The 19,370-nt window shown below is 36.3% G+C and carries 17 protein-coding genes, 2 tRNA genes and 1 pseudogene; 11 read left to right on the top strand and 9 right to left on the bottom strand.

Annotated elements, in window-relative coordinates; all coding sequences use genetic code 11:
• Positions 1–18: 18 nt before the first annotated feature.
• Positions 19–1,242, bottom strand: coding sequence for a 3'-5' exonuclease (locus BAZ10_RS13570; RefSeq protein ID WP_078772505.1), 1,224 nt, complete (start codon positions 1,240–1,242; stop codon positions 19–21).
• Between the two features lie 23 nt (positions 1,243–1,265).
• A complete protein-coding gene (locus BAZ10_RS13565) occupies positions 1,266–2,795 on the bottom strand; it encodes a helicase HerA-like domain-containing protein (RefSeq protein WP_078772504.1) in 1,530 nt (509 codons plus the stop codon).
• 242 nt (positions 2,796–3,037) lie between these two features.
• On the opposite strand from BAZ10_RS13565, the gene BAZ10_RS13560 reads away from it, so the two are divergent.
• Together BAZ10_RS13560 and BAZ10_RS13555 are read left to right on the top strand one after the other, a co-directional pair.
• Positions 3,038–3,298: a hypothetical protein gene (locus BAZ10_RS13560; RefSeq protein ID WP_078772578.1), complete on the top strand. Its 261-nt coding sequence runs from the start codon at positions 3,038–3,040 to the stop codon at positions 3,296–3,298.
• Between the two features lie 111 nt (positions 3,299–3,409).
• The gene (locus tag BAZ10_RS13555) at positions 3,410–5,437 is read left to right on the top strand and encodes a TonB-dependent receptor domain-containing protein (protein WP_078772503.1); all 2,028 of its coding nucleotides are present in this window, start codon (positions 3,410–3,412) and stop codon (positions 5,435–5,437) included.
• 34 nt (positions 5,438–5,471) lie between these two features.
• Here BAZ10_RS13555 and trxA read toward each other — a convergent pair whose 3' ends face one another.
• The 3 genes from trxA to BAZ10_RS13540 are packed head-to-tail and all read right to left on the bottom strand — an operon-like array spanning position 5,472 to position 7,539.
• Positions 5,472–5,771, bottom strand: coding sequence for a thioredoxin (gene trxA / locus BAZ10_RS13550; RefSeq protein ID WP_009087475.1), 300 nt, complete (start codon positions 5,769–5,771; stop codon positions 5,472–5,474).
• 5 nt (positions 5,772–5,776) lie between these two features.
• Positions 5,777–6,154 carry a rhodanese-like domain-containing protein gene (locus BAZ10_RS13545; RefSeq protein WP_078772502.1) on the bottom strand — a complete coding sequence of 126 codons (378 nt, stop codon included), beginning with the start codon at positions 6,152–6,154 and terminating at the stop codon, positions 5,777–5,779.
• Positions 6,136–7,539, bottom strand: a complete 1,404-nt coding sequence (locus BAZ10_RS13540) for an MBL fold metallo-hydrolase (protein WP_078772501.1) — start codon at positions 7,537–7,539, stop codon at positions 6,136–6,138. The genes BAZ10_RS13545 and BAZ10_RS13540 overlap by 19 nt, the downstream gene beginning before the upstream one ends.
• A gap of 232 nt (positions 7,540–7,771) precedes the next feature.
• Between BAZ10_RS13540 and BAZ10_RS13535 the strand changes: the two genes are divergently transcribed.
• The 8 genes from BAZ10_RS13535 to BAZ10_RS13500 all read left to right on the top strand — a co-directional run bounded on the left by BAZ10_RS13535 (position 7,772) and on the right by BAZ10_RS13500 (position 14,635).
• Positions 7,772–10,507, top strand: a complete 2,736-nt coding sequence (locus tag BAZ10_RS13535; RefSeq protein WP_185116409.1) for a carboxypeptidase-like regulatory domain-containing protein — start codon at positions 7,772–7,774, stop codon at positions 10,505–10,507.
• A 93-nt stretch (positions 10,508–10,600) separates the two neighbouring features.
• Positions 10,601–11,062 carry a hypothetical protein gene (locus tag BAZ10_RS13530; RefSeq protein ID WP_078772499.1) on the top strand — a complete coding sequence of 154 codons (462 nt, stop codon included), beginning with the start codon at positions 10,601–10,603 and terminating at the stop codon, positions 11,060–11,062.
• Between the two features lie 99 nt (positions 11,063–11,161).
• Positions 11,162–11,857, top strand: a complete 696-nt coding sequence (locus BAZ10_RS13525; RefSeq protein WP_078772498.1) for a MotA/TolQ/ExbB proton channel family protein — start codon at positions 11,162–11,164, stop codon at positions 11,855–11,857.
• A 7-nt stretch (positions 11,858–11,864) separates the two neighbouring features.
• Positions 11,865–12,266, top strand: coding sequence for an ExbD/TolR family protein (locus BAZ10_RS13520; RefSeq protein ID WP_009090321.1), 402 nt, complete (start codon positions 11,865–11,867; stop codon positions 12,264–12,266).
• Positions 12,267–12,275: 9 nt separating this feature from the next.
• Positions 12,276–13,151, top strand: a complete 876-nt coding sequence (locus tag BAZ10_RS13515) for an energy transducer TonB (protein WP_078772497.1) — start codon at positions 12,276–12,278, stop codon at positions 13,149–13,151.
• 15 nt (positions 13,152–13,166) lie between these two features.
• The gene (locus tag BAZ10_RS13510; RefSeq protein WP_078772496.1) at positions 13,167–14,411 is read left to right on the top strand and encodes a bifunctional folylpolyglutamate synthase/dihydrofolate synthase; all 1,245 of its coding nucleotides are present in this window, start codon (positions 13,167–13,169) and stop codon (positions 14,409–14,411) included.
• A gap of 45 nt (positions 14,412–14,456) precedes the next feature.
• Positions 14,457–14,531 (top strand) — tRNA-Val (locus tag BAZ10_RS13505).
• Between the two features lie 29 nt (positions 14,532–14,560).
• Positions 14,561–14,635 (top strand) — tRNA-Val (locus BAZ10_RS13500).
• Between the two features lie 143 nt (positions 14,636–14,778).
• On the opposite strand, the gene BAZ10_RS13495 is transcribed toward BAZ10_RS13500, so the two are convergent.
• From BAZ10_RS13495 to BAZ10_RS13485, 3 genes are read right to left on the bottom strand one after another with little or no spacing between them, the layout of a single operon-like run.
• Positions 14,779–15,750, bottom strand: a complete 972-nt coding sequence (locus BAZ10_RS13495; protein ID WP_078772495.1) for a glycosyltransferase family 9 protein — start codon at positions 15,748–15,750, stop codon at positions 14,779–14,781.
• On the bottom strand, positions 15,747–16,166 hold the full coding sequence (locus BAZ10_RS13490; RefSeq protein WP_009090307.1) for a SufE family protein: 420 nt from the start codon (positions 16,164–16,166) through the stop codon (positions 15,747–15,749). The genes BAZ10_RS13495 and BAZ10_RS13490 overlap by 4 nt, the downstream gene beginning before the upstream one ends.
• 52 nt (positions 16,167–16,218) lie before the next feature.
• Positions 16,219–16,446 carry a uroporphyrinogen decarboxylase gene (locus tag BAZ10_RS13485; RefSeq protein ID WP_078772494.1) on the bottom strand — a complete coding sequence of 76 codons (228 nt, stop codon included), beginning with the start codon at positions 16,444–16,446 and terminating at the stop codon, positions 16,219–16,221.
• A gap of 182 nt (positions 16,447–16,628) precedes the next feature.
• Between BAZ10_RS13485 and BAZ10_RS13480 the strand changes: the two genes are divergently transcribed.
• Positions 16,629–19,166 carry an ATP-dependent Clp protease ATP-binding subunit gene (locus BAZ10_RS13480; RefSeq protein ID WP_009090303.1) on the top strand — a complete coding sequence of 846 codons (2,538 nt, stop codon included), beginning with the start codon at positions 16,629–16,631 and terminating at the stop codon, positions 19,164–19,166.
• A gap of 50 nt (positions 19,167–19,216) precedes the next feature.
• Here BAZ10_RS13480 and BAZ10_RS18835 read toward each other — a convergent pair.
• Positions 19,217–19,370: pseudogene (locus BAZ10_RS18835) on the bottom strand (IS3-like element ISElsp1 family transposase); the annotation flags it as partial.

The raw sequence follows: 19,370 nt of genomic DNA, 5'->3' as shown, positions 1-19,370 counted from the left end.
TACTTTTTGTACTTAACATTATGTTGTTGGCAGATTTTTTATCTCATAATTATTGCGCAGCAAAGATAATTTTAATTCGTTGTATATCATATTATTTACTGCATGAATTTCAATTTTCAGTTTATTAATCTTATTTAAAGACTTTATCTGGTGATGAAGCTCATAAAATCCGTAACCTGTCAGTTTTCCTTTTTCCATGACTAAAAAGGATTTTTCGCTTTTAGTTCTTCCCTCCGAAATCCATACTTCGTTCCGGTTATCTAATGAAAGAAACTCTTTTAAAGCTGTTGGATTATCCTGAAAACGTTCCTGCTCATTAATAAAAGTCTTCACCTTATTCCCTTGTGAAAAAGATTTAAACTTCAGTAAATCATCTGTCTGCCCTTTAGTTCTTTCTATTATGTATTTATCATTCTTATAATACAATCCAAAAGGCAACGAAGGTGTTTTCTTTTTAGTTTTTTGCAGCATCATAAGCTTTGCAATAAGCTCATTTCCTGTAAATTCATAATGAATCTGAGTAGTTTCAGCTTTCAATTTATCCCATTTCTTTGTCCGGGCATGGAAAATTTTTGTTGCTGTCTGATAGATATTAGATGAATAATCGGTATACAGAATTTCACCATTTGCATTCTGAAAATAGATAATTCCGTTTTCTGCCGGAAGAAACTCTGTAAGTGCTACAATCTTTTTATTAAGATTATTAGATACCTGAGTTTCTTTCTGATGTTTCAAAATTTCTTTTTCCTGATCTTTTGCCAGTAATATTTTGAACAACTCCAGAGTAGCTCTGGCATCACCAGAAGCACGATGTCTGTCTGTGAGAGGGATTCCCAGAGACTTAGAAAGCTTACCCAGAGAGTAGCTTTCTTCATTTGGAATTAGTTTTTTTGCTAACGGAATAGTATCTATAGTTTCTCTTTCATAATTATACCCTAACCTGTGAAACGATTGTCTGATCATTCGGTAATCAAACTCTACATTATGCCCCACGATTACGGTTGCTTCCGTAATTTCAACAATTCTTTTTGCAATCTCGTGGAATTTTGGCGCAGTCTTTACCATTTTAGCGGTAATACCTGTCAGCTTTTGGACATACGGAGAAATCACATCTTCCGGATTTACCAGAGATATAAACTGGTCTACGATTTCGTGTCCATCGAATCGGTATATAGCAATTTCGATAATACTTTCTTTCTTGAAAGCACCGCCATTACTTTCAATATCTATAATTGAATACAATGTTCTCTATTAATTAAATAAAATTATCTTCTTTTTTTCAATCCCAGCATTCCGAACAGCATATTCATACCCTCCCTTACGATGGTATTTCCTACGGATTTTGCTAATGGACTTTTAAGAACCTGGTCAAACATTCCGGGCTCTGGCTTTGGCTGTCTTCCATTTGAAGACGGAGCCTGTTGTTGGTTCTGCACCACCTGATTCATTCTGTTGCTGAGAATCTCATATGCAGACTCTCTGTTTATGGCATCTTTATATCTTTGTACCAAAGAAGAAGCTCCAACCAGATTATCTATTTCCTGAGGTGTAAGGATATCCATTCTGGATTCCGGAGAAATAAGGAATGTATCTACCAAAGGTGTAGGAATCCCCTTTTCATCTAAAGCCGTTACAAATGCTTCACCAATCCCAAGGTTCTGAATAAGTTCCGATGCTTTATAAAACTCCGTTGTAGGATAGTTTTCAACCGCTTTATCTATTTCCTTTTTATCTTTAGCTGTAAAGCCTCTTAACGCATGCTGAATTTTTAAACCCAGCTGGCTCAAAACGCCATCCGGCACATCCCCAGGCACCTGAGTAATAAAGTAAATACCTACTCCTTTGGAACGGATTAACTTTACAATAGTTTCAATCTGATTCAACAATGCTTTAGGTGCTTCTTTGAATAACAAGTGTGCCTCATCTATAAACAACGCAAATTTTGGCCTTCCTTTATCTCCTACCTCAGGGAATTTATCATAAATTTCCGCAAGTAATGATAACATAAATGTAGAGAACAACTGTGGCCTGCTCTGTAAATCGGTTACACGCAAAATATTGATAACCCCCAAGCCGTTTCGTGTTTGCAACAAATCTTCTACTTCGAAAGATAATTCTCCAAAGAATTCTCTTGCTCCTTGCTGCTCCAAAGCTACAATAGAACGTAGTATAGCACCTAACGATGTCGAAGCAATGCTCCCATAGTTGGTGCTTAGTTCCGATTTTCCTTGTGGATCATCTGTAACATATTGCAGTACCTTCTTCAGATCATCCAAATCCAGTAAAGGAAGAGCTTTATCATCACAATATTTAAAGATAATAGACATGATACTTGACTGTGTATCATTTAGTCCTAAAATTTTGCTTAATAATACGGGGCCAAATTCAGTCACCGTAGCTCTTAGTCGTACTCCTTTCTCATCGGAAATACTCATAAATTCTACAGGAAATGCCTGTGGGCTATATGGCAGTTGAGTTTTTGCATAGCGCTCCTGGATCTTAGCATTGTTTTCTCCTGCGGCTCCTAATCCGGACAAATCTCCCTTAATATCCATAACCATGGATGGGATTCCGTTACGGGAAAGTTGCTCTACAAAAACCTGAAGCGTTTTTGTTTTTCCGGTTCCTGTTGCTCCTGCTATAAGTCCATGACGGTTTACTGTGCTCAAAGGAATACACACATCCACTTCAGGAACTACTTCTCCATTAAAAATACCTTTCCCTAGTACAATATGTTCACCATTGCACTGATATCTAGCCGTAAGCTCCTGAATAAATTTTCCTTTATCTGCCATCTAAAAATATTTTTGACGGATAAATTTAGAAATTTTGGGTGAAAGCAGGGCATATTTTTTAATATTGAACGATTTTTCTCTTGATAAAAATCATTAACAATCCTCATAACAAAGGGAATATTAATTATTAATTTTGCATAGATATAATATTCTTGAACAAACTCACTCCATATTTATTTAGTTTTATCTGCACCCTTTTGGTGTTTCAGAAGACATGGATCTGGGTGGAATATAAAATCAATATGGACTGGTATCTTGAAAACTGTACCAATAAAAATAAACCGGAACTGCACTGTAACGGAAAATGCCAGTTGAGCAAAGAAGAAACACACAATCCTAATTTTACATGGCTAAAAATAGCTTCGGAATTTATTGGATTACCTGCTTTTGAAATTTCGGCATCTATCCATAGAACCTTACATGGTTCTCAGGAAGTTTCTCATAAAATCCAGATTCCGTTATTCGGATTTCTGCACCTGCATTTAAGGCCTCCTGTATTATAAGTTTAATTTCTCCGAAAATATAAACATGTACAGCCCGTACATCGTTTATTTCAAACTGGTTATTCTTCTAGTAATCAGATAACATCATCATTAAACTTATTATAATACATTATGATATTATCTAATAAAAATATCGCTGTCGTAGCATTTTTAATCCTTGGCATAATCAATATATATGCTCAGAAATCAGATTCAATACTTCAGCAAAATATTGAAGTAGTACGTATTCTCAAAAACAACACTAGTAAAAAAATCTCTGCAAGCCACTCTGATTTCCTGAATCATGACGCCGGAAACTTTCTCACTAATCTTCCGGAAATCGGCGGACGGAGAATTGCCGGAAGCTATGCAACAGATCCTGTTTTAAGAGGATTTAAATTCGAGCAACTTAATATCGTCAATGACGGATCTCTTACAAGTATACAGGCTTGCCCAAGCAGAATGGATCCTCCGGCAAGTCAGGTCAACCTAAATCTTGTTAAAGAAGCTGAGATCTACAAAGGTCCGTATCAGTTCAGGTTTGGAAATTCTTTTGGAGGTACCATTAATTTTGTAAGTATTGATCCAAAGTTTACCGAAAAGCCTGTTTTTAGCGGCAGACTTTCTACCGGATATGAGACCAATGGATATGGAACGCGCAATGAGCTTATTACCCGTCTTTCTACCCGAAAATTCAATATAGACCTATTTGGCTCTTACCAAAAAGCCAACGATTATAAAGATGGCAATGATAATAAAGTCCCATCTGCATTCGAAAGATACAGTATGGGTTCGAGGGTTTCTTATCAATGGAATGAAGGCAATATTACTACAGCACAGATAACAACCAATCAGGCCAGAGACGTAAAGTTTGCAACTGGAATGATGGATCTTCTGAAAGATAATACATGGTTATACTCTCTAAAACATGATATGACTTTTCAGAATTCTGTTTTCAAAAAATTAAGCCTTAGTAGTTATTTATCAGAAGTAGACCATACCATGGGAACTCCTGACATGAGTATGATTTCCAGAATAAAAAGCAGATCCGGAGGTGGACGTGCCGAACTTAAATTACAGTGGAATAATAATCTGCTTTATACAGGTGCCGATTTCCGTAATGATGGAGAAAAGGATGTACCTCAGCAAAAAATGGAAATGCCAGGTAACGGAAGTGGGCATTCTATGGCAATGGGACATAATAATGCGTGGCAAAACGGCCAAATTAACCGCTTGGGATGGTTCAATGAATATCAGAGACATTGGGGAAGCAATAAAATCACAGCTTCTTACAGGTTAGATTATTCTCACGCTACAGCTAATGATCCCTCTCATTTTTTCATAATGAAATACGGAGATAATTTGTCGGCTAACCAAACAACTCATAGTTTCAGCTTTTCTTACAACAGAGTACTAGATCAATACCAACAGATAACTGTGCTAATAGGACGTGGAGAAAGAAGTGCGGGTATTACCGAACGTTATATCAACTTCTTTCCTCTTGGAAATGACAACTATCAGTATGTAGGAAATCCTTTCCTTAAATCCGAAAAGAATTATCAGATCGACATTGTATACTCTTATAAAGGTGATAACCTGAACTTTCAGGCAGATGCATTTTACTCCAGACTGAAAGATTTTATATCATCGCAAATCACTCCGGATATTAAACCCACTTCTATGATGTCCAAAGGTGTACGGCAGATGACCAATATTGACAATGCTTACAAAGCTGGCATTGAGGGATCTGTACAATGGAATATCACAAATTATTTGAGGACTGAAGCCGGTGCAGCTTATACTTATGCTCAGAATATGAGCCAGGATGTTCCGCTGTCGGAAATTGCACCCTTAGAAACCCGATTGCGATTGGAAGGAAACTTTAATATATTTAGTTTGGGTGCGGAGATGCGGTATACTGGTCAACAAAACAGAACAAATCCTTTATTCGGAGAATTCGCAACCAAAGATTTTACATTATTCAATCTTGACGCCAGAGTTGAACTTTTCAAAAATTTCAACGCTACATTACAGCTCAGAAATATTTTCAACAGAGCTTATACAGAATATCTAAATAAGACTATGTATAACTCGGGATATACAAAGCGATTTATGTCACCGGGAAGAAATTTTTCTATCACTTGCTCTTATTCATTTTAGACTAAAAAAGAGCCTGATAAATCAGGCTCTTTTCTTATATATGCTTTTTCAATTCAGCTGTAAGACTGTTGACATCCATTACACCACTCTGTCGGAACAAGAGTTCTCCCTTTTTAAAAATAAGTAATGTGGGAACACTTCTAACACCATATTCTGCAGCTATAGCCTGATACTGATCTATATCTATCTTTACAATCCTCGCCTCCTCTTCTACATTCCGCTTAACGGTATTCAAAACTGAAGACATTACTTTACATGGCTGGCACCATGTTGCAAAAAAGTCTATTAAAACAGGTCTCTCTGACTGAATGAGTTCATTAAATTTTGCTGACATTTTTCTCAGTTTTTAGTTTTATTCTTTTTTAATTCCAAAACATTCTGATAAGAAGTTCCGCTATAAACATTTTGGATATTATTTTTTTGTATCAGATTTTTTGCTTTCCCAGCTCTTATTCCGGAGCGACAATAAACAACAATGCTTTTCTTACCTCGAAATTCAGATAATCTGCTTTCAATCTGATCCAATGGAATATTAACAGCTCCTTCTATTTTTTCAGCATTATATTCCTCCGGAGTACGGACATCTACTAAAAATGTTTTGTTATCATTTACCAGTCTGCTTATTTTCTGGTTCTCTGTTTTTGGAGTTACCGAACAAGAGATCATACCACCAGATAACAGAATAACCAGTATAGTTCCTATAATTTGCTTTGGCATACAAAATCCGTTGTTGGCACTTCTGTTAATTTAATCTTACCAAAGCCTCCTTCCACTTCTGTAAAATTACGATATCCTCTCGCCTGAAGAATACTTGCTGCAATCATACTTCTGTAACCACCAGCACAGTGCAGGAAGAAATGTTCTTTCGGGTCAACATCTTTTATCCATGTATTGATATAAGCTAAAGGGCGGCTATAGGCATCTGCTACATGCTCTGCAATATATTCACCTTCTTTTCTTACGTCTATTACCTTTACATTCTCAGAATACCTTTGAGCAAATTCTTCAGGGGTAATTCTGTCCACAGAGTCAGTTTCTTTTCCTGCTGATTTCCATGCCGGAACTCCTCCTTCAAGATATCCTAATACATTATCAAAGCCTACACGACTAAGGCGGGTAATAACTTCTTCTTCACTTCCTTCATCTGTTACCAGTAATAATGGTTGTTTTACATCTACAATCATAGCCCCTACCCATGGCGCAAAATCTCCTTTTACTCCGATATTTACAGACTGAGGAATAAAATTTTTATGAAACTCGGCTGCGGGTCTTGTATCCAGAATCAAAGCCCCTGTTTCATCAGCTATAGCTTCAAAATCTTCAGCAGACAATGGTTTAAGCCCTTGTTCAAGAACATGATCTAAGCTTTCATAGCCTTTTTTATTCATGGCAACATTCATGGCAAAATATCCAGGCGGCGGTGTTAATCCGTCAGTAACTTCCTTAATAAAGCTTGCTTTATCTGGCTGATTTAGGGCATAATTTGTTTTCTTTTGATTACCTAGAGTATCTACCGTTTCCTTCTGCATGTTTTTACCACAAGCGCTTCCGGCTCCATGAGCAGGGTAAACTGTTATTTCATCTGACAAAGGCATAATCTTATTTATCAGGCTATCATAAAGCATTCCTGCAAGATCTTCCTGAGTAAGGTCTTTCCCTTTTTGTGCAAGATCCGGCCTTCCAACATCTCCTAAAAACAATGTATCTCCAGAAAACAGAGCTGTTTCTTTTCCATTTTCGTCAATAAGCAGATAGCATGAGCTTTCCATCGTATGTCCGGGTGTATGCAATACCTTTATTTTGATATTACCTACCTCAAAAACTTCTTCGTCTTTAGCAATAATTGCTTCAAATTCAGGTTTTGCAGTCGGTCCGTAGACTATGGCAGCTCCTGTTTTATCACTTAAGTCAACATGACCGGATACAAAATCTGCATGAAAGTGGGTTTCAAGAATGTATTTAAGTTTTGCATTGTCCTGTTGTAATTTTTCCAGATATGGCTGCACTTCTCTTAAAGGGTCTATAATAACTGCTTCTCCCTGAGAGACAATATAGTAAGCTCCCTGTGCAAGACATCCTGTATATATTTGTTCTACTTTCATTTTAATTTAATTTATTATGAATAAAATAGCCATCTAAAGTACAACTTTTGCGTCAAAGACCATACCGTAAAGTTAATATATAACATGATTTTTATTGCTGTTTTTTAGATTTTCTAAGGCTATATTTAACTTTATGGATGATCATTTATCTTAACTATTATGAAATTTATTTATTTTTATCTGTAACAAAGTCACAAAATCATTTACTAATTATTTAGTTATAAAATTTGATATGAAAAAACTCTTAACTCTTTTGTTCTTCATGGCAACCTTTTTCGTATTTGCTCAGAAGACTATTTCCGGAAAAGTTTCGGATACCAATGGTAATGGAATTGCAAGTGCAAGTGTCACCATCGAAAATCCGGAGAACCCTGTAATTATCGCTTACGGAATTACTGACAGCAAAGGGAATTACAAAATTGTCTTCAATACAGATTTACCCCAAATTAATATAAAGGTTAAAGCATTTAATCAAAAATCACAAGCTAAAGAAGTCAGCAATCAGGATCAGACTGTTAATTTCAGTCTTGCATCTGATGTTACCGAGATAAAAGAGGTGGTACTAAAAACGAAACTCATTACAAAAAGAGGAGATACAATTGCGTATGATCTTAAAGCTTTTGCTAATAAAAATGACCGTGTTTTAGCAGATGCACTTAAGAAGATTCCCGGGATCGACGTTAACAAAGACGGAACTATCCTATACCAAGGTGAACCACTTAATAAATTCTATGTCAACGGAAAAGACTTAATGGAGGGAGGCTATGGTACTATCAACAATTCCTTACCTATCGACGCCATTGGTAAGGTAGAAATTATGGAAAATCACCAGCCTGTAAAAATCCTTCAGGACAAAGTTCCGAGTGATCGTGCTGCGATCAATATCAAATTAAAGAAATCCGTAACCATGACTGGCCGGGGAGAAATCGGACTAGGAGCCTCTCCTCTTTTATGGAATGTAAAATTAACGCCAATGCTCTTTACCGATAAGATACAATGGTTGTTCAATTACAAATCCAATAATAATGGTGATGCCGTAGAAAATGAAGGAAACATATTATCTTTCGGAGGTCGTTATGAAGGTATCAGAAGAAATATTACTCAAAATAGTTGGTTGAATGTAGATAATTCTGATGCGCCTAATATTCCGCAGAAAAGATATTTAATGAACAGTGTTCATTATCTGTCCGGAAATCTATTAACCAATCTGAATAAAAATAAAGAATGGGAGTTCAAGGCCAATGCAAGTTATACTAACAATGCTGTAGAAAGAGAGTCATATAATGAAACACAATACATACCACAGTTTAACCAAGGGGCAAAAGTAACAAATGCGATAAAAAACAACTTTTACACAGACAAAGTAAAAGGAGAAGTTATCTTTACTAAAAACGCTAAAAAAGGCTTCTTTAAAAACACCACAACCTTTTCTCAGTTCTGGAATGGAGATCGCGCTGTTATTGACAGAAGCATTAGTCAAAGCTCTGGATTTATTGCGAATCCTGCCAATGAAGCATTGGAATCACCGACAACAAGTTTTCAAAACTCATTGAGTACTATTATTCCTTGGAAAGAAAAATTAATTAATGTCAGATCTTTTATCAATTATCAAACAGACAGACAAACACTTCGTGTAGATCCTATCAAATTTACAGACAGGCAGTCTTTTGATTCTTTAGGAAAGCCTGTTTTCACGCCTATTTTTGCTTATTCACCTAACGCAAAAATTGCTGAACAATATTTAAGAACTAAAACTTTTGAAACCAACAATGCTGTAAATGTTAGTTTCTCTGCTAAAAAATGGACATTCACTCCGGAGATTGGTATCTCATATATAAGCAATAAATTGAATACAACTCTGTTTGGTGTTGACAATAATGGTTATAGAGAAAATTATGGAGATAAATATTCCAATAACCTGGAGTTCACCAACACAACTCCAACAGCTTCAACTCAGATTAATTATAAGGGAGCAAACTTTAGCATGTATCTAACGCTTCCTGTTAACTTTAATAATATTAAAGCAACAGATCCTGCAAGAAAGGTAGCAATCGATCTTCAAAAAACTACGTTTGAACCGAGTCTATTTGCTCAATATGAATTTGCATCATTTTGGAAAGCGTCTGTCAGCGGAAATATTAATTATAATTTCGGGACTATTAACAGTGTATATGCTGGTTATATATTACAAACTCCATCAAGCCTTATAGCAACAGCCGCAGATGGTGTTTTATCCCAAAACAGAGTGCAGTCATCAGGAGCAAGAATAGAATATAGAAATCCTTTGAATAATTTATTCTTTAATATACGGGGCAGCGTTTCCAATACCCGAAATAATCTTATGGCAAACACTTCTTACAATGGAGGAAACGTAACACTTGCCTATATCGTTAGAGATAATGATATTAATACAAACTCACAAAGCTTTGAGGTTGGTAAATATTTCCCTAAGTTTAAAACGAATGCTTCTGTAAGTTTTACAAATAGCAATAACAAATCTTTAAGCTTAAGCGATAATATTCTTCAACGCTCTAAAAACAACAATGAAAATATCGCATTCAAATTTAACAATGCTTACTTCAGCTGGATGAGTTTAGATTATACAATGAGTTATGGGTGGGGAAATAACCTGTATACAACACAAGGAAGAGAGACAACAGTAAAATCTAACAACTGGACTCAAAATCTGAACTTAATATTCTACCCTATCGAGAATCATTCTATCGGACTTAACTGGGATCAGACAAATTTCTCCCAAGGTGGACAAAGTTTTCAAAACCCGTTCTATGATTTAACATATCAATACACATGGGCTAAAAAGAAAATAGACTTTGAAGTAAAGTGGCTAAACATTGCCAATACAAAGATATATGAACAAATAGGCAACAGCTCTATCGGAACTACATACAGAAGAATGTATATCCGTCCAAGCCAGATTATGTTCACCGTGAAATTTAATTTTAAATAATTTTAAAGCCTTGTATCTTGTCTGGAAAAAAATGTTTTTTATCTTTGTTCCATATACTGATTATTAATTAACTAAAAGCATTTAAACTATCCTATGAAAGGGATTTTGAAAATCTACCATCCGGAAGAAACCCTTAAGTACAATATTAAAAGTAGTTACTGCAAAGCAGTCTATAGTAATAAGCAAAACTTCCTGGAAGTAGAAATCATTACAGATGATGATCTGGATCACGTTGATGACGACTCTTTGCAGTATAATTTCCCACAGCTTTCTTTAAGCATTTCGGATTTCCCTATTGACACAGACAAACTTATAGGGCAAACATTCAATGTGAATGATTCTGAAGAAGAAACCTATTGTGGTGTAGATTTATATGATGACGAAGATGCCTTCATTCATGATAATGAGCTAAAATTCTCGCAAGATGAGAATGGAGATCTTCAGTTAATCTGGCAAGGAAATATAGATGATTTTTATACTTTTTCCGACGAACCAATTGCCTTTAAACTAAAATGTCACTTCAGACAGGATACTCCCGAGGCAGACGACGAATAAGGGTAAAATTTAACTTTTCCGTAAACAAGTATTCTAATATATTGTTCTCAACAATATCTATTGGAAACTTGCGTTTTAAAAATTTAAACAAATTCATTAATGGCATTTTTAGAAATATCAACCATATTGCAGGCACAGAATCAGGTGGCGGCAACAACCCAGGAATTTTCTTTCTGGAAAATAATGTTCCACGGTAATATATTTGCCAATGTGGTAATGATAACCGTTTTATTACTGGGTATATTCTCTTTTTATCTGTTTCTGGAAAGATTCTTCTTTATCAAAAGAATGTCTTCTAATACTGATCCAAATCTTATGAGAAATATTGAAGATTTCTTAAAAAACGGAAAAGTAGATGCTGCGATAGACTATTGCTCGCGTCAGGATTCTCCTGAAGCCAGAATTCTGGAAAAAGGACTCTCCCGTATTGGGCGTCCGGTGTCAGATATTGTAAATGCAATGGAAGGACAAGGGCAAGCTGAGGTTGCTAATATGGAAATGAATCTTAACTTATTGGCAGCAGTACCGAGTATTGCGCCTATGTTAGGACTTTTAGGTACAGTAATCGGGATGATCCTAGCCTTCTTTAATTTGTCTAACTCTACAGGTTCTTTCTCTCCAAAAACACTTTCAGAGGGTATTTATACAGCATTAGGACAAACAGCTACAGGTCTTGCAGTAGCAATCCCGGCTAACTTCTTCTACAACCTGTTGCTTACAAAAATTGACAAATTCATTCTAAAGATTCAAAATTTGTCTACAGAGTTCTTAGATATCATCAACAAACCTTTGTAAGAATATCATGAAAATTTCAAGAAGAAATAAAGCAAATCCTGAATTCAGTTTGGCAGCAATGACAGACGTTATATTGCTACTTCTTATATTTTTCATGATCACCTCTTCTGCAGCCAATCAAAATGCAATAGATGTGAAGCTTCCTAAAGGAGAAAGCGAGGCAATGGATATTCCTAATCCTTTGTCTGTAAGTATTAAGCCGGATGGATCTTATTTTATAGATGAAAAACAAGTACAAAGAAACGAACTGGAGAGCCTTATTGTAAACAGATTACAGAATGTAACAAGTCCATCTTTTACAATAAGAGCCGATAAAGACTGCTTACATAAAGATGTAGTTTTCGTTATGGAAATTGCAGAAAAGCACAAATACAATATTGCGATTGCCACTACTACAGAGGCTGAATAAACACAAAAGATGAGTTATTTCTCAGTAAATAAAAAGGAACAAAGAAAAGACAAACTAAAAAGTGCTGTAATAACCGCTATAGTTTGGACTACACTCCTACTTTTTATTGCGCTGTATTCTGTTAAAGTAAACTTCCCGAAAGAAGCTGAAGTTATTAATACAATGCTTGTAAATTTTGGTGATAACCGTAATGGTAACGGAACGGAAGAACCTAAAGAACAGGAAGGAAGCTTTGCTCCTCTCGAAACCAAACCTGTTGTAGAAGAAGAGCCCGTAAAAGAAATTGCAAAGCCAGAGCCTCCTGTTGAGGCCAAAGAGAAAATTATTACAGGTAAAAACGAAAAAATACCTGTTGCCAAAGTAGAAAAAGCTGAGAAAAAAACAGCTACCAAGTCTTCCGTTAAAGAGACTAAAAAAAGCGACGCTAAGAAAACAACTACCGGAAATACTAAAGCCGATGGTCCTAATAAAAAACAAGGAGCTACCGGTGATGGAAAAGGAACTGCAGCTATAGGAAATCTACTAAAAGGACGCGGAACAAAAGATGGTTCTCAGGGTGACGGTGGAAAAGCCGGAAATGCAGGCGATCCTTTAGGCGGAGATGGTAATGGCGACAGCAAAATCGGAGTTGACAGAAAACTTACTGGGTACATTCCTGGTACTATGGGACGTGGTGGAGCTCAACCTGTACACTCCTGCAAAGCATCAGGTTCTATTACACTGGCCTATACTGTAGATAAAGCCGGAAATGTAATATCTGTAAGACGTTCAGGGGGTATTTCGGATCCATGTATCGTCTCTACTTCTATCCAGTGGGTAAAACAATATGTAAAAGCTGAAAAAGCTAATTTTTCTTCTACCGGAACCTATCGCATCACTTTCTAAATCGATGAAACCATCATGACAAAATCAGAATATCAAGAAGCCCTGGAATGGCTTTTTGTACAAATGCCTAATTATCAGACGGACGGTATAAAGGCTTATAAACCCGGATTAGATAATATTATCCGACTTTGTGAATATTTTGGGAATCCACAAAAGGAACTCAAGATGATTCATATCGGTGGTACCAACGGTAAAGGATCTACCAGCAATATGCTGGCATCTGTATTACAGGAAGAAGGCTATAAAATTGGATTATACAACTCTCCACATCTTATTCATTTTACAGAAAGAATAAAGGTAAACGGAAAGAATGCAGATGATGAGTTTGTTTACAATTTTATTCAGAAGCTGAAGAATCTTCCTGAGGAAATAAAGCCTTCATTTTTCGAGTTTACGACCATTATGGCATTCGAATATTTCCGTCAGCAAAAAGTAGATTATGCCATTATAGAAGTAGGCCTTGGAGGCAGATTGGATGCAACTAATATTATCTTGCCTATACTTACAGCCATTACTAATGTTGCGTTGGATCACACCAATATTTTAGGCAATACAAAAGAAGAAATCGCCACAGAAAAAGCTGGAATTATAAAAGCAGAAATTCCTGTTGTTTCCGGCGACGAAAATCCGTCGGTAAGGAATATTATCCAGCAAAAGGCAAACGAGCTTAATGCTAAGTTTATAGACGCTACAAGCCTGAATCCTGAATTAGATTCCGATTTAAAAGGAACTTATCAGAAAAATAATATCCGAGTTGTTCTGGCATTAGTCGAAGAACTACGTCATCAGAATATTTCTATTTCAGAAGAGTCATTAAGAAAAGGTCTTTTACACGTTCACAAAAATACCAATTTTATTGGTCGTTGGTTCGAGTTTTCCCAAAGTCCTCTTACCATTTGCGACACCGGACACAATCAGGCAGGATTGGAATATGTATTTAATCAGTTAAAAACTTATTCCCAGTCAAAACATATTGTTCTTGGTTTTGTAAATGATAAAAATATAGATGATGTAATTCCTTTGCTTCCAAAAAATGAAAAATTTTATTTTGTAAAACCATCTATTCACAGAGGAAGAAATCCTCAGGAATATGAAAACCTTATCAAAAAAGAAAATTTAAACTACCAGATATTCAACGATGTACAGTCAGGTTATTTAGCTGCTAAAGAAAATTGTATTTCAGATGATATGATCTTTATTGGAGGAAGTAACTTTGTTGTTGGAGATTTTTTAGAAAAAAATTTGGCAATTCACGAATAAGTTGTATATTTGCACCACTCAAAAAGAGAAAACAACTCTAAAAGAGGGTTCTTAGCTCAGTTGGTTCAGAGCATCTGGTTTACACCCAGAGGGTCGGGGGTTCGAATCCCTCAGGACCCACAAAAGGTTCGAAATCCTTTAAAAAATTCGGGTTCTTAGCTCAGTTGGTTCAGAGCATCTGGTTTACACCCAGAGGGTCGGGGGTTCGAATCCCTCAGGACCCACAAAAAAACTCTCAGTTTTCTGAGAGTTTTTTTATGCTTTAACATCTCCCTTCCCTATCTATAATCTACTAAAAGTATTCTTAGAATTCTAAAAATATTTAAGAATCTGCACAAAAAAACTCCCAGTTTCCCAGGAGTTTTGCTTATTTCTTTATCTTATCTATTACTTGCTGTATTTTCAGTTCTTCCAGACACGCCCAGTCACCGCGATAACATTCTTTATCTCCAAAAACAGAACATGGTCTACAGGTCAGATCCTTCACTCCTACCACATCTTCTTCTTTTTGTCCGTAGCCTAAAAATCCTGCGTATGGATGTGTTGCTCCCCAGACAGAAACCACACGTGTCCCCACTAAAGATGCCAGATGCATGTTAGCCGAATCCATAGATATCATTACCCGGAGTTTCGATATCATATTCAATTCATCAGAAAGGCTTAATTTACCGGCAAGAGACGTTGTATTGGGTATTTCTTTTTCCCATTTGGACAAAACCTCCACTTCTGATGCTCCACCTCCAAAAAAGTAAATATGCTCGCTTTTCGCTAGCTCTCTTACAAGTTCAAAAGATTTTTCAAGAGGCATCATTTTACCTCTATGCTGAGCAAATGGTGCAAAACCTATTCCGGATTTATCTTCAACTAAAGGTCTTAATGTATGAGAAAGATTTACAGAATAGCCCATAGAGCGCAAAACATCTGCATATCGTTCCGTTGTTTTCTTCAACTGGTGTTTATTCAAGTTCCATACATCAGTAAGCTCTTCCTTATCCTCTTTTCCTTTATTAATCTTATAAACCTTAAAACCTCTCCTTTTAAAGAACAGGTAAAGAATTTTAGATCTGATCACATCATGCAGATCTGCAATAAAATCGGGATTATATTTTTTCAGAAGTTCTTTGGCAAGCTTTCGCATACCAAGAATTCCTTTATAGTCGTCAATATTAATTCCAACAAATTCAATTCCTTCGATCCCTTCAAAAAGCCCTGAAAAGCCTTTTCTGGAAACCATTACAATACGGACGTCCTTATTTTGTTCGAGAAATTCCCGAAAAACTGGTACAGTCATCGCTACATCTCCAAATGCGGAGAAGCGGTATGCCAAGATAGTTTTCAACTTTTTAACTGAAATGCTACTGCGTAAAATTTAATTTGCTTGGTCATTGCCATAAGTCCGTTTGCACGAGATGGCGAAAGAAATTCCTGAAGTCCTATCTCTTCAATAAATTTAAAATCTGAGTCTAGAATTTCTTGTGTTGAGTGGCCACTGTATACCTGAGTAAGCATTGCTACAATACCTTTAGGAAGTATTCCGTCGGAATCTGCCTGAAAGAATAACTTTCCATCCTTAAATTCAGCATCAATCCATACTTTGGACTGGCACCCCCGAATAAGGTTCTCGTCAGTCTTCTTATCCTCAGATAATCCTTTTAATTCTTTACCCAAATCAATGATATATTCATATTTCTGCTCCCAGTCTTCCAGGAAAGCAAAATCATCTACTAAAGCCTTCTGTTTTTCTTGAATTGTCATTATTAAAATGCTTTATGCAAAGGTAAAGATTTTGGAAGAAATGATTATAAATCTACTTTTTTACCTTTTTCTGAAGAAGGTAGTAAACCTGAATGAAGCAAATAATCGCATTGGGTATAATAACAGGCCAAAGCATCCCTCTGTAAATACCATAAATTACAAAGCAAATACAACCCGCCAGATTAATAAGTCTGATTTTTAATACATCTTTCGGTATAAAGCCCAGAACTATTAGTACCGACGCTAAATAACCTACAATTTCGACCCAGCTTTCATTCATAACGAATATAATTTTGGCGCAAACCTAATAAACAATTCGCTTAAAATCAAATATTTTTGTGCCATAACGGCACATTTTTTCTTTGGTAAGATGTTTGCAAATTTCAATTACCTGAAAAACTTCTATAACAAAACAAGAAATTTTTCAGAAATAACTTTTAAATTAGTATACATTTTAAAATCATGGAATATCAATTCTCAAAAGGGATGAACCAAGTGTTCAACAATAGCCGTAATGAGGCCAAGAGATTGCAGAGTGAATTCCTCAATACTGAACATTTATTATTGGGTATTATAAAGTCTGAAAATTCTTCCGCTTACGCTATTCTTGAGGATTTCAACGCCGACTTAACACAAATAAGAAGAAAGATTGAAAGCCTTAACATAACTAGTAACAACCCGAATGCTATGGTAACGGAGAAAATTCCGTTAACTAAGATGGCAGATCAGGCTATTAAACGTGCAGCACTTGAATGCAGATTGTATAAATCTACAGAAGTAAATACTGTACACCTGTTACTGGGTATTTTGTATAAAACCGAAGATCCGACAACCAGCATTCTGGAGTCTTATGACATCGATTATCAAGCTGTGTCCAAGCATTATAAATCTATGCTGAAGGAAAACGGCGATTTGCCTAAAAATCAGGCATTCGATGATGACGAAGACAAAGATGATGCATTCAGTCAGATGAAGAAACCTTCCGGAAATCTGGGAACAGGTAAAAGTAAAACTCCGGTTCTTGATAATTTCGGTAGAGATCTTACCGGACTGGCAAGAGACGGAAAACTGGATCCTGTAATCGGCCGTGAAAAAGAGATTGAGAGAGTATCTCAAATTCTTTCCAGAAGAAAGAAAAATAATCCTCTTCTGATCGGTGAACCAGGAGTAGGTAAATCTGCTATCGCCGAAGGTTTAGCATTAAGAATACACCAGAAAAAAGTGTCCCGTGTATTATTCAATAAAAGAGTAATCACTCTGGATCTGGCAAGTCTTGTTGCAGGAACTAAGTACAGAGGACAGTTTGAAGAGAGAATGAAGGCTATTATGTCTGAGCTTGAGAAAAACAGAGATGTAATTCTGTTTATAGACGAGCTTCATACTATTGTAGGTGCCGGAAGTTCTACAGGATCTCTGGATGCTTCAAATATGTTCAAACCTGCTTTGGCAAGAGGCGAAATCCAATGTATTGGTGCTACTACTCTGGACGAATACCGTCAGTACATCGAGAAAGATGGTGCTTTAGAGCGTCGTTTCCAAAAGGTAATGGTAGAACCTACCACTATTGAAGAAAGTATTCAGATCCTTAACCAGATTAAAGATAAATATGAGGAGTATCACAATGTAACTTACACTGATGATGCTATCAAAGCTTGTGTTAATTTAACAGCAAGATATATTACCGACCGTTTCCTACCGGATAAAGCAATTGATGCTTTAGACGAAGCCGGATCTCGTGTTTATATCAAAAACATGAAAGTTCCTACCGAAATTATCGAGTACGAAAAAGCGATAGAAGAGGTAAAAGAGCAAAAACAGAAAGCTGTAAAAGCACAGGATTATCTTGAAGCCCGCAAGCTTAAAGATGAGGAAGAACGTCTGCAAATCGAACTTAACCTTGCTCAGGAAAACTGGGATAAAGAGGTAAAAGAGAAGAAAGAAGTTGTTACTGAAGAGAATGTTGCTGAAGTTGTATCTATGATGAGTGGTGTTCCGGTAACCAAAGTAGGTAAAAACGAGCTGGATAAACTATCCCAGATGGATGCTATGCTTAACGGTAAAGTTATCGGTCAGGAAGATGCCGTTCGCAAGGTTGTAAAAGCAATTCAGAGAAACCGTGCCGGATTGAAAGATCCGAACAGACCTATCGGAACATTTATTTTCCTTGGTACAACTGGTGTTGGTAAAACAGAACTAGCCAAAGTAATGGCTCGTGAACTTTTTGATTCAGACGAAGCGCTAATCAGAATAGACATGAGTGAATACATGGAGAAATTTGCTGTGAGCCGATTAGTTGGTGCGCCTCCGGGATATGTAGGTTACGAAGAAGGTGGACAGCTTACAGAAGCCGTGCGCAGAAAGCCTTATGCAGTAGTTCTTCTGGATGAGATTGAAAAAGCTCACCCTGATGTATTCAATATTCTTCTTCAGATTCTGGATGAAGGACATGTTACTGACAGCTTGGGCAGAAAAGTAGACTTCCGTAATACCATTATTATCCTGACTTCAAATATCGGAACCAGAGATCTTAAAGATTTCGGTGACGGTGTAGGATTTGGAACTTCGGCTAAAAAATCTACATCAGACACCAGAGCGAGAAGCACCATTGAAAACGCTCTTAAAAAAGCATTCGCTCCTGAATTTCTGAACAGAATAGATGATATCATTATCTTCAACTCTCTGGAAAAAGATGATATTAAGAAAATCATTAATCTGGAATTAGGCAAATTATACAGCAGACTGGAAAAACTTGACTACCATGTTGAGCTTTCCGAAGAAGCTACAGAATTCATTGCGGAAAAAGGTTGGGATAAAGATTTTGGAGCCCGCCCTTTGAAGCGTGCAATTCAGAAATATATTGAAGATTTGCTTGCAGAGATGCTTGTAAACAAACAGATGAAAGAAGGGGATAAAATCGTTCTGAAGCTTAATGAGGCAAAAGATGCTCTTGAAGCAGAGAAGTCTCCTAAAAAGAAAGAAAAAGAGCCTAAAACTTCATAATGACTAGTCCTGAAAAAGGTTGACTAGTTTAATAAATCAAATATATTAAATCAGAGTAGAATCTTTCTATTCTGATTTTGTTTTTTATAAGTTTTCAATTTCACATTATTATTGATGTGTACCTGACTTGGAATGTTGTAATTCAAGGAAAAGTGCGGTCTTAAATTATTATAATAGTAAATTGACTGATCAATTTGCTGTGAA

The organism is Elizabethkingia occulta (assembly GCF_002023715.1).
Taxonomy (GTDB): domain Bacteria; phylum Bacteroidota; class Bacteroidia; order Flavobacteriales; family Weeksellaceae; genus Elizabethkingia; species Elizabethkingia occulta.
Note: the sequence above shows the minus strand (reverse complement) of the source record. Positions and strands in the feature narration are given on the sequence as shown.

Coding starts and splice junctions, on each gene's coding strand:
- BAZ10_RS13565 (WP_078772504.1), bottom strand. CDS start 2,795: ATGGCAGATAAAGGAAAATTTATTCAGGAGCTTACGGCTAGATATCAG.
- BAZ10_RS13560 (WP_078772578.1), top strand. CDS start 3,038: ATGGACTGGTATCTTGAAAACTGTACCAATAAAAATAAACCGGAACTG.
- BAZ10_RS13555 (WP_078772503.1), top strand. CDS start 3,410: ATGATATTATCTAATAAAAATATCGCTGTCGTAGCATTTTTAATCCTT.
- trxA (WP_009087475.1), bottom strand. CDS start 5,771: ATGTCAGCAAAATTTAATGAACTCATTCAGTCAGAGAGACCTGTTTTA.
- BAZ10_RS13545 (WP_078772502.1), bottom strand. CDS start 6,154: ATGCCAAAGCAAATTATAGGAACTATACTGGTTATTCTGTTATCTGGT.
- BAZ10_RS13540 (WP_078772501.1), bottom strand. CDS start 7,539: ATGAAAGTAGAACAAATATATACAGGATGTCTTGCACAGGGAGCTTAC.
- BAZ10_RS13535 (WP_185116409.1), top strand. CDS start 7,772: ATGAAAAAACTCTTAACTCTTTTGTTCTTCATGGCAACCTTTTTCGTA.
- BAZ10_RS13530 (WP_078772499.1), top strand. CDS start 10,601: ATGAAAGGGATTTTGAAAATCTACCATCCGGAAGAAACCCTTAAGTAC.
- BAZ10_RS13525 (WP_078772498.1), top strand. CDS start 11,162: ATGGCATTTTTAGAAATATCAACCATATTGCAGGCACAGAATCAGGTG.
- BAZ10_RS13520 (WP_009090321.1), top strand. CDS start 11,865: ATGAAAATTTCAAGAAGAAATAAAGCAAATCCTGAATTCAGTTTGGCA.
- BAZ10_RS13515 (WP_078772497.1), top strand. CDS start 12,276: ATGAGTTATTTCTCAGTAAATAAAAAGGAACAAAGAAAAGACAAACTA.
- BAZ10_RS13510 (WP_078772496.1), top strand. CDS start 13,167: ATGACAAAATCAGAATATCAAGAAGCCCTGGAATGGCTTTTTGTACAA.
- BAZ10_RS13490 (WP_009090307.1), bottom strand. CDS start 16,166: ATGACAATTCAAGAAAAACAGAAGGCTTTAGTAGATGATTTTGCTTTC.
- BAZ10_RS13485 (WP_078772494.1), bottom strand. CDS start 16,446: ATGAATGAAAGCTGGGTCGAAATTGTAGGTTATTTAGCGTCGGTACTA.
- BAZ10_RS13480 (WP_009090303.1), top strand. CDS start 16,629: ATGGAATATCAATTCTCAAAAGGGATGAACCAAGTGTTCAACAATAGC.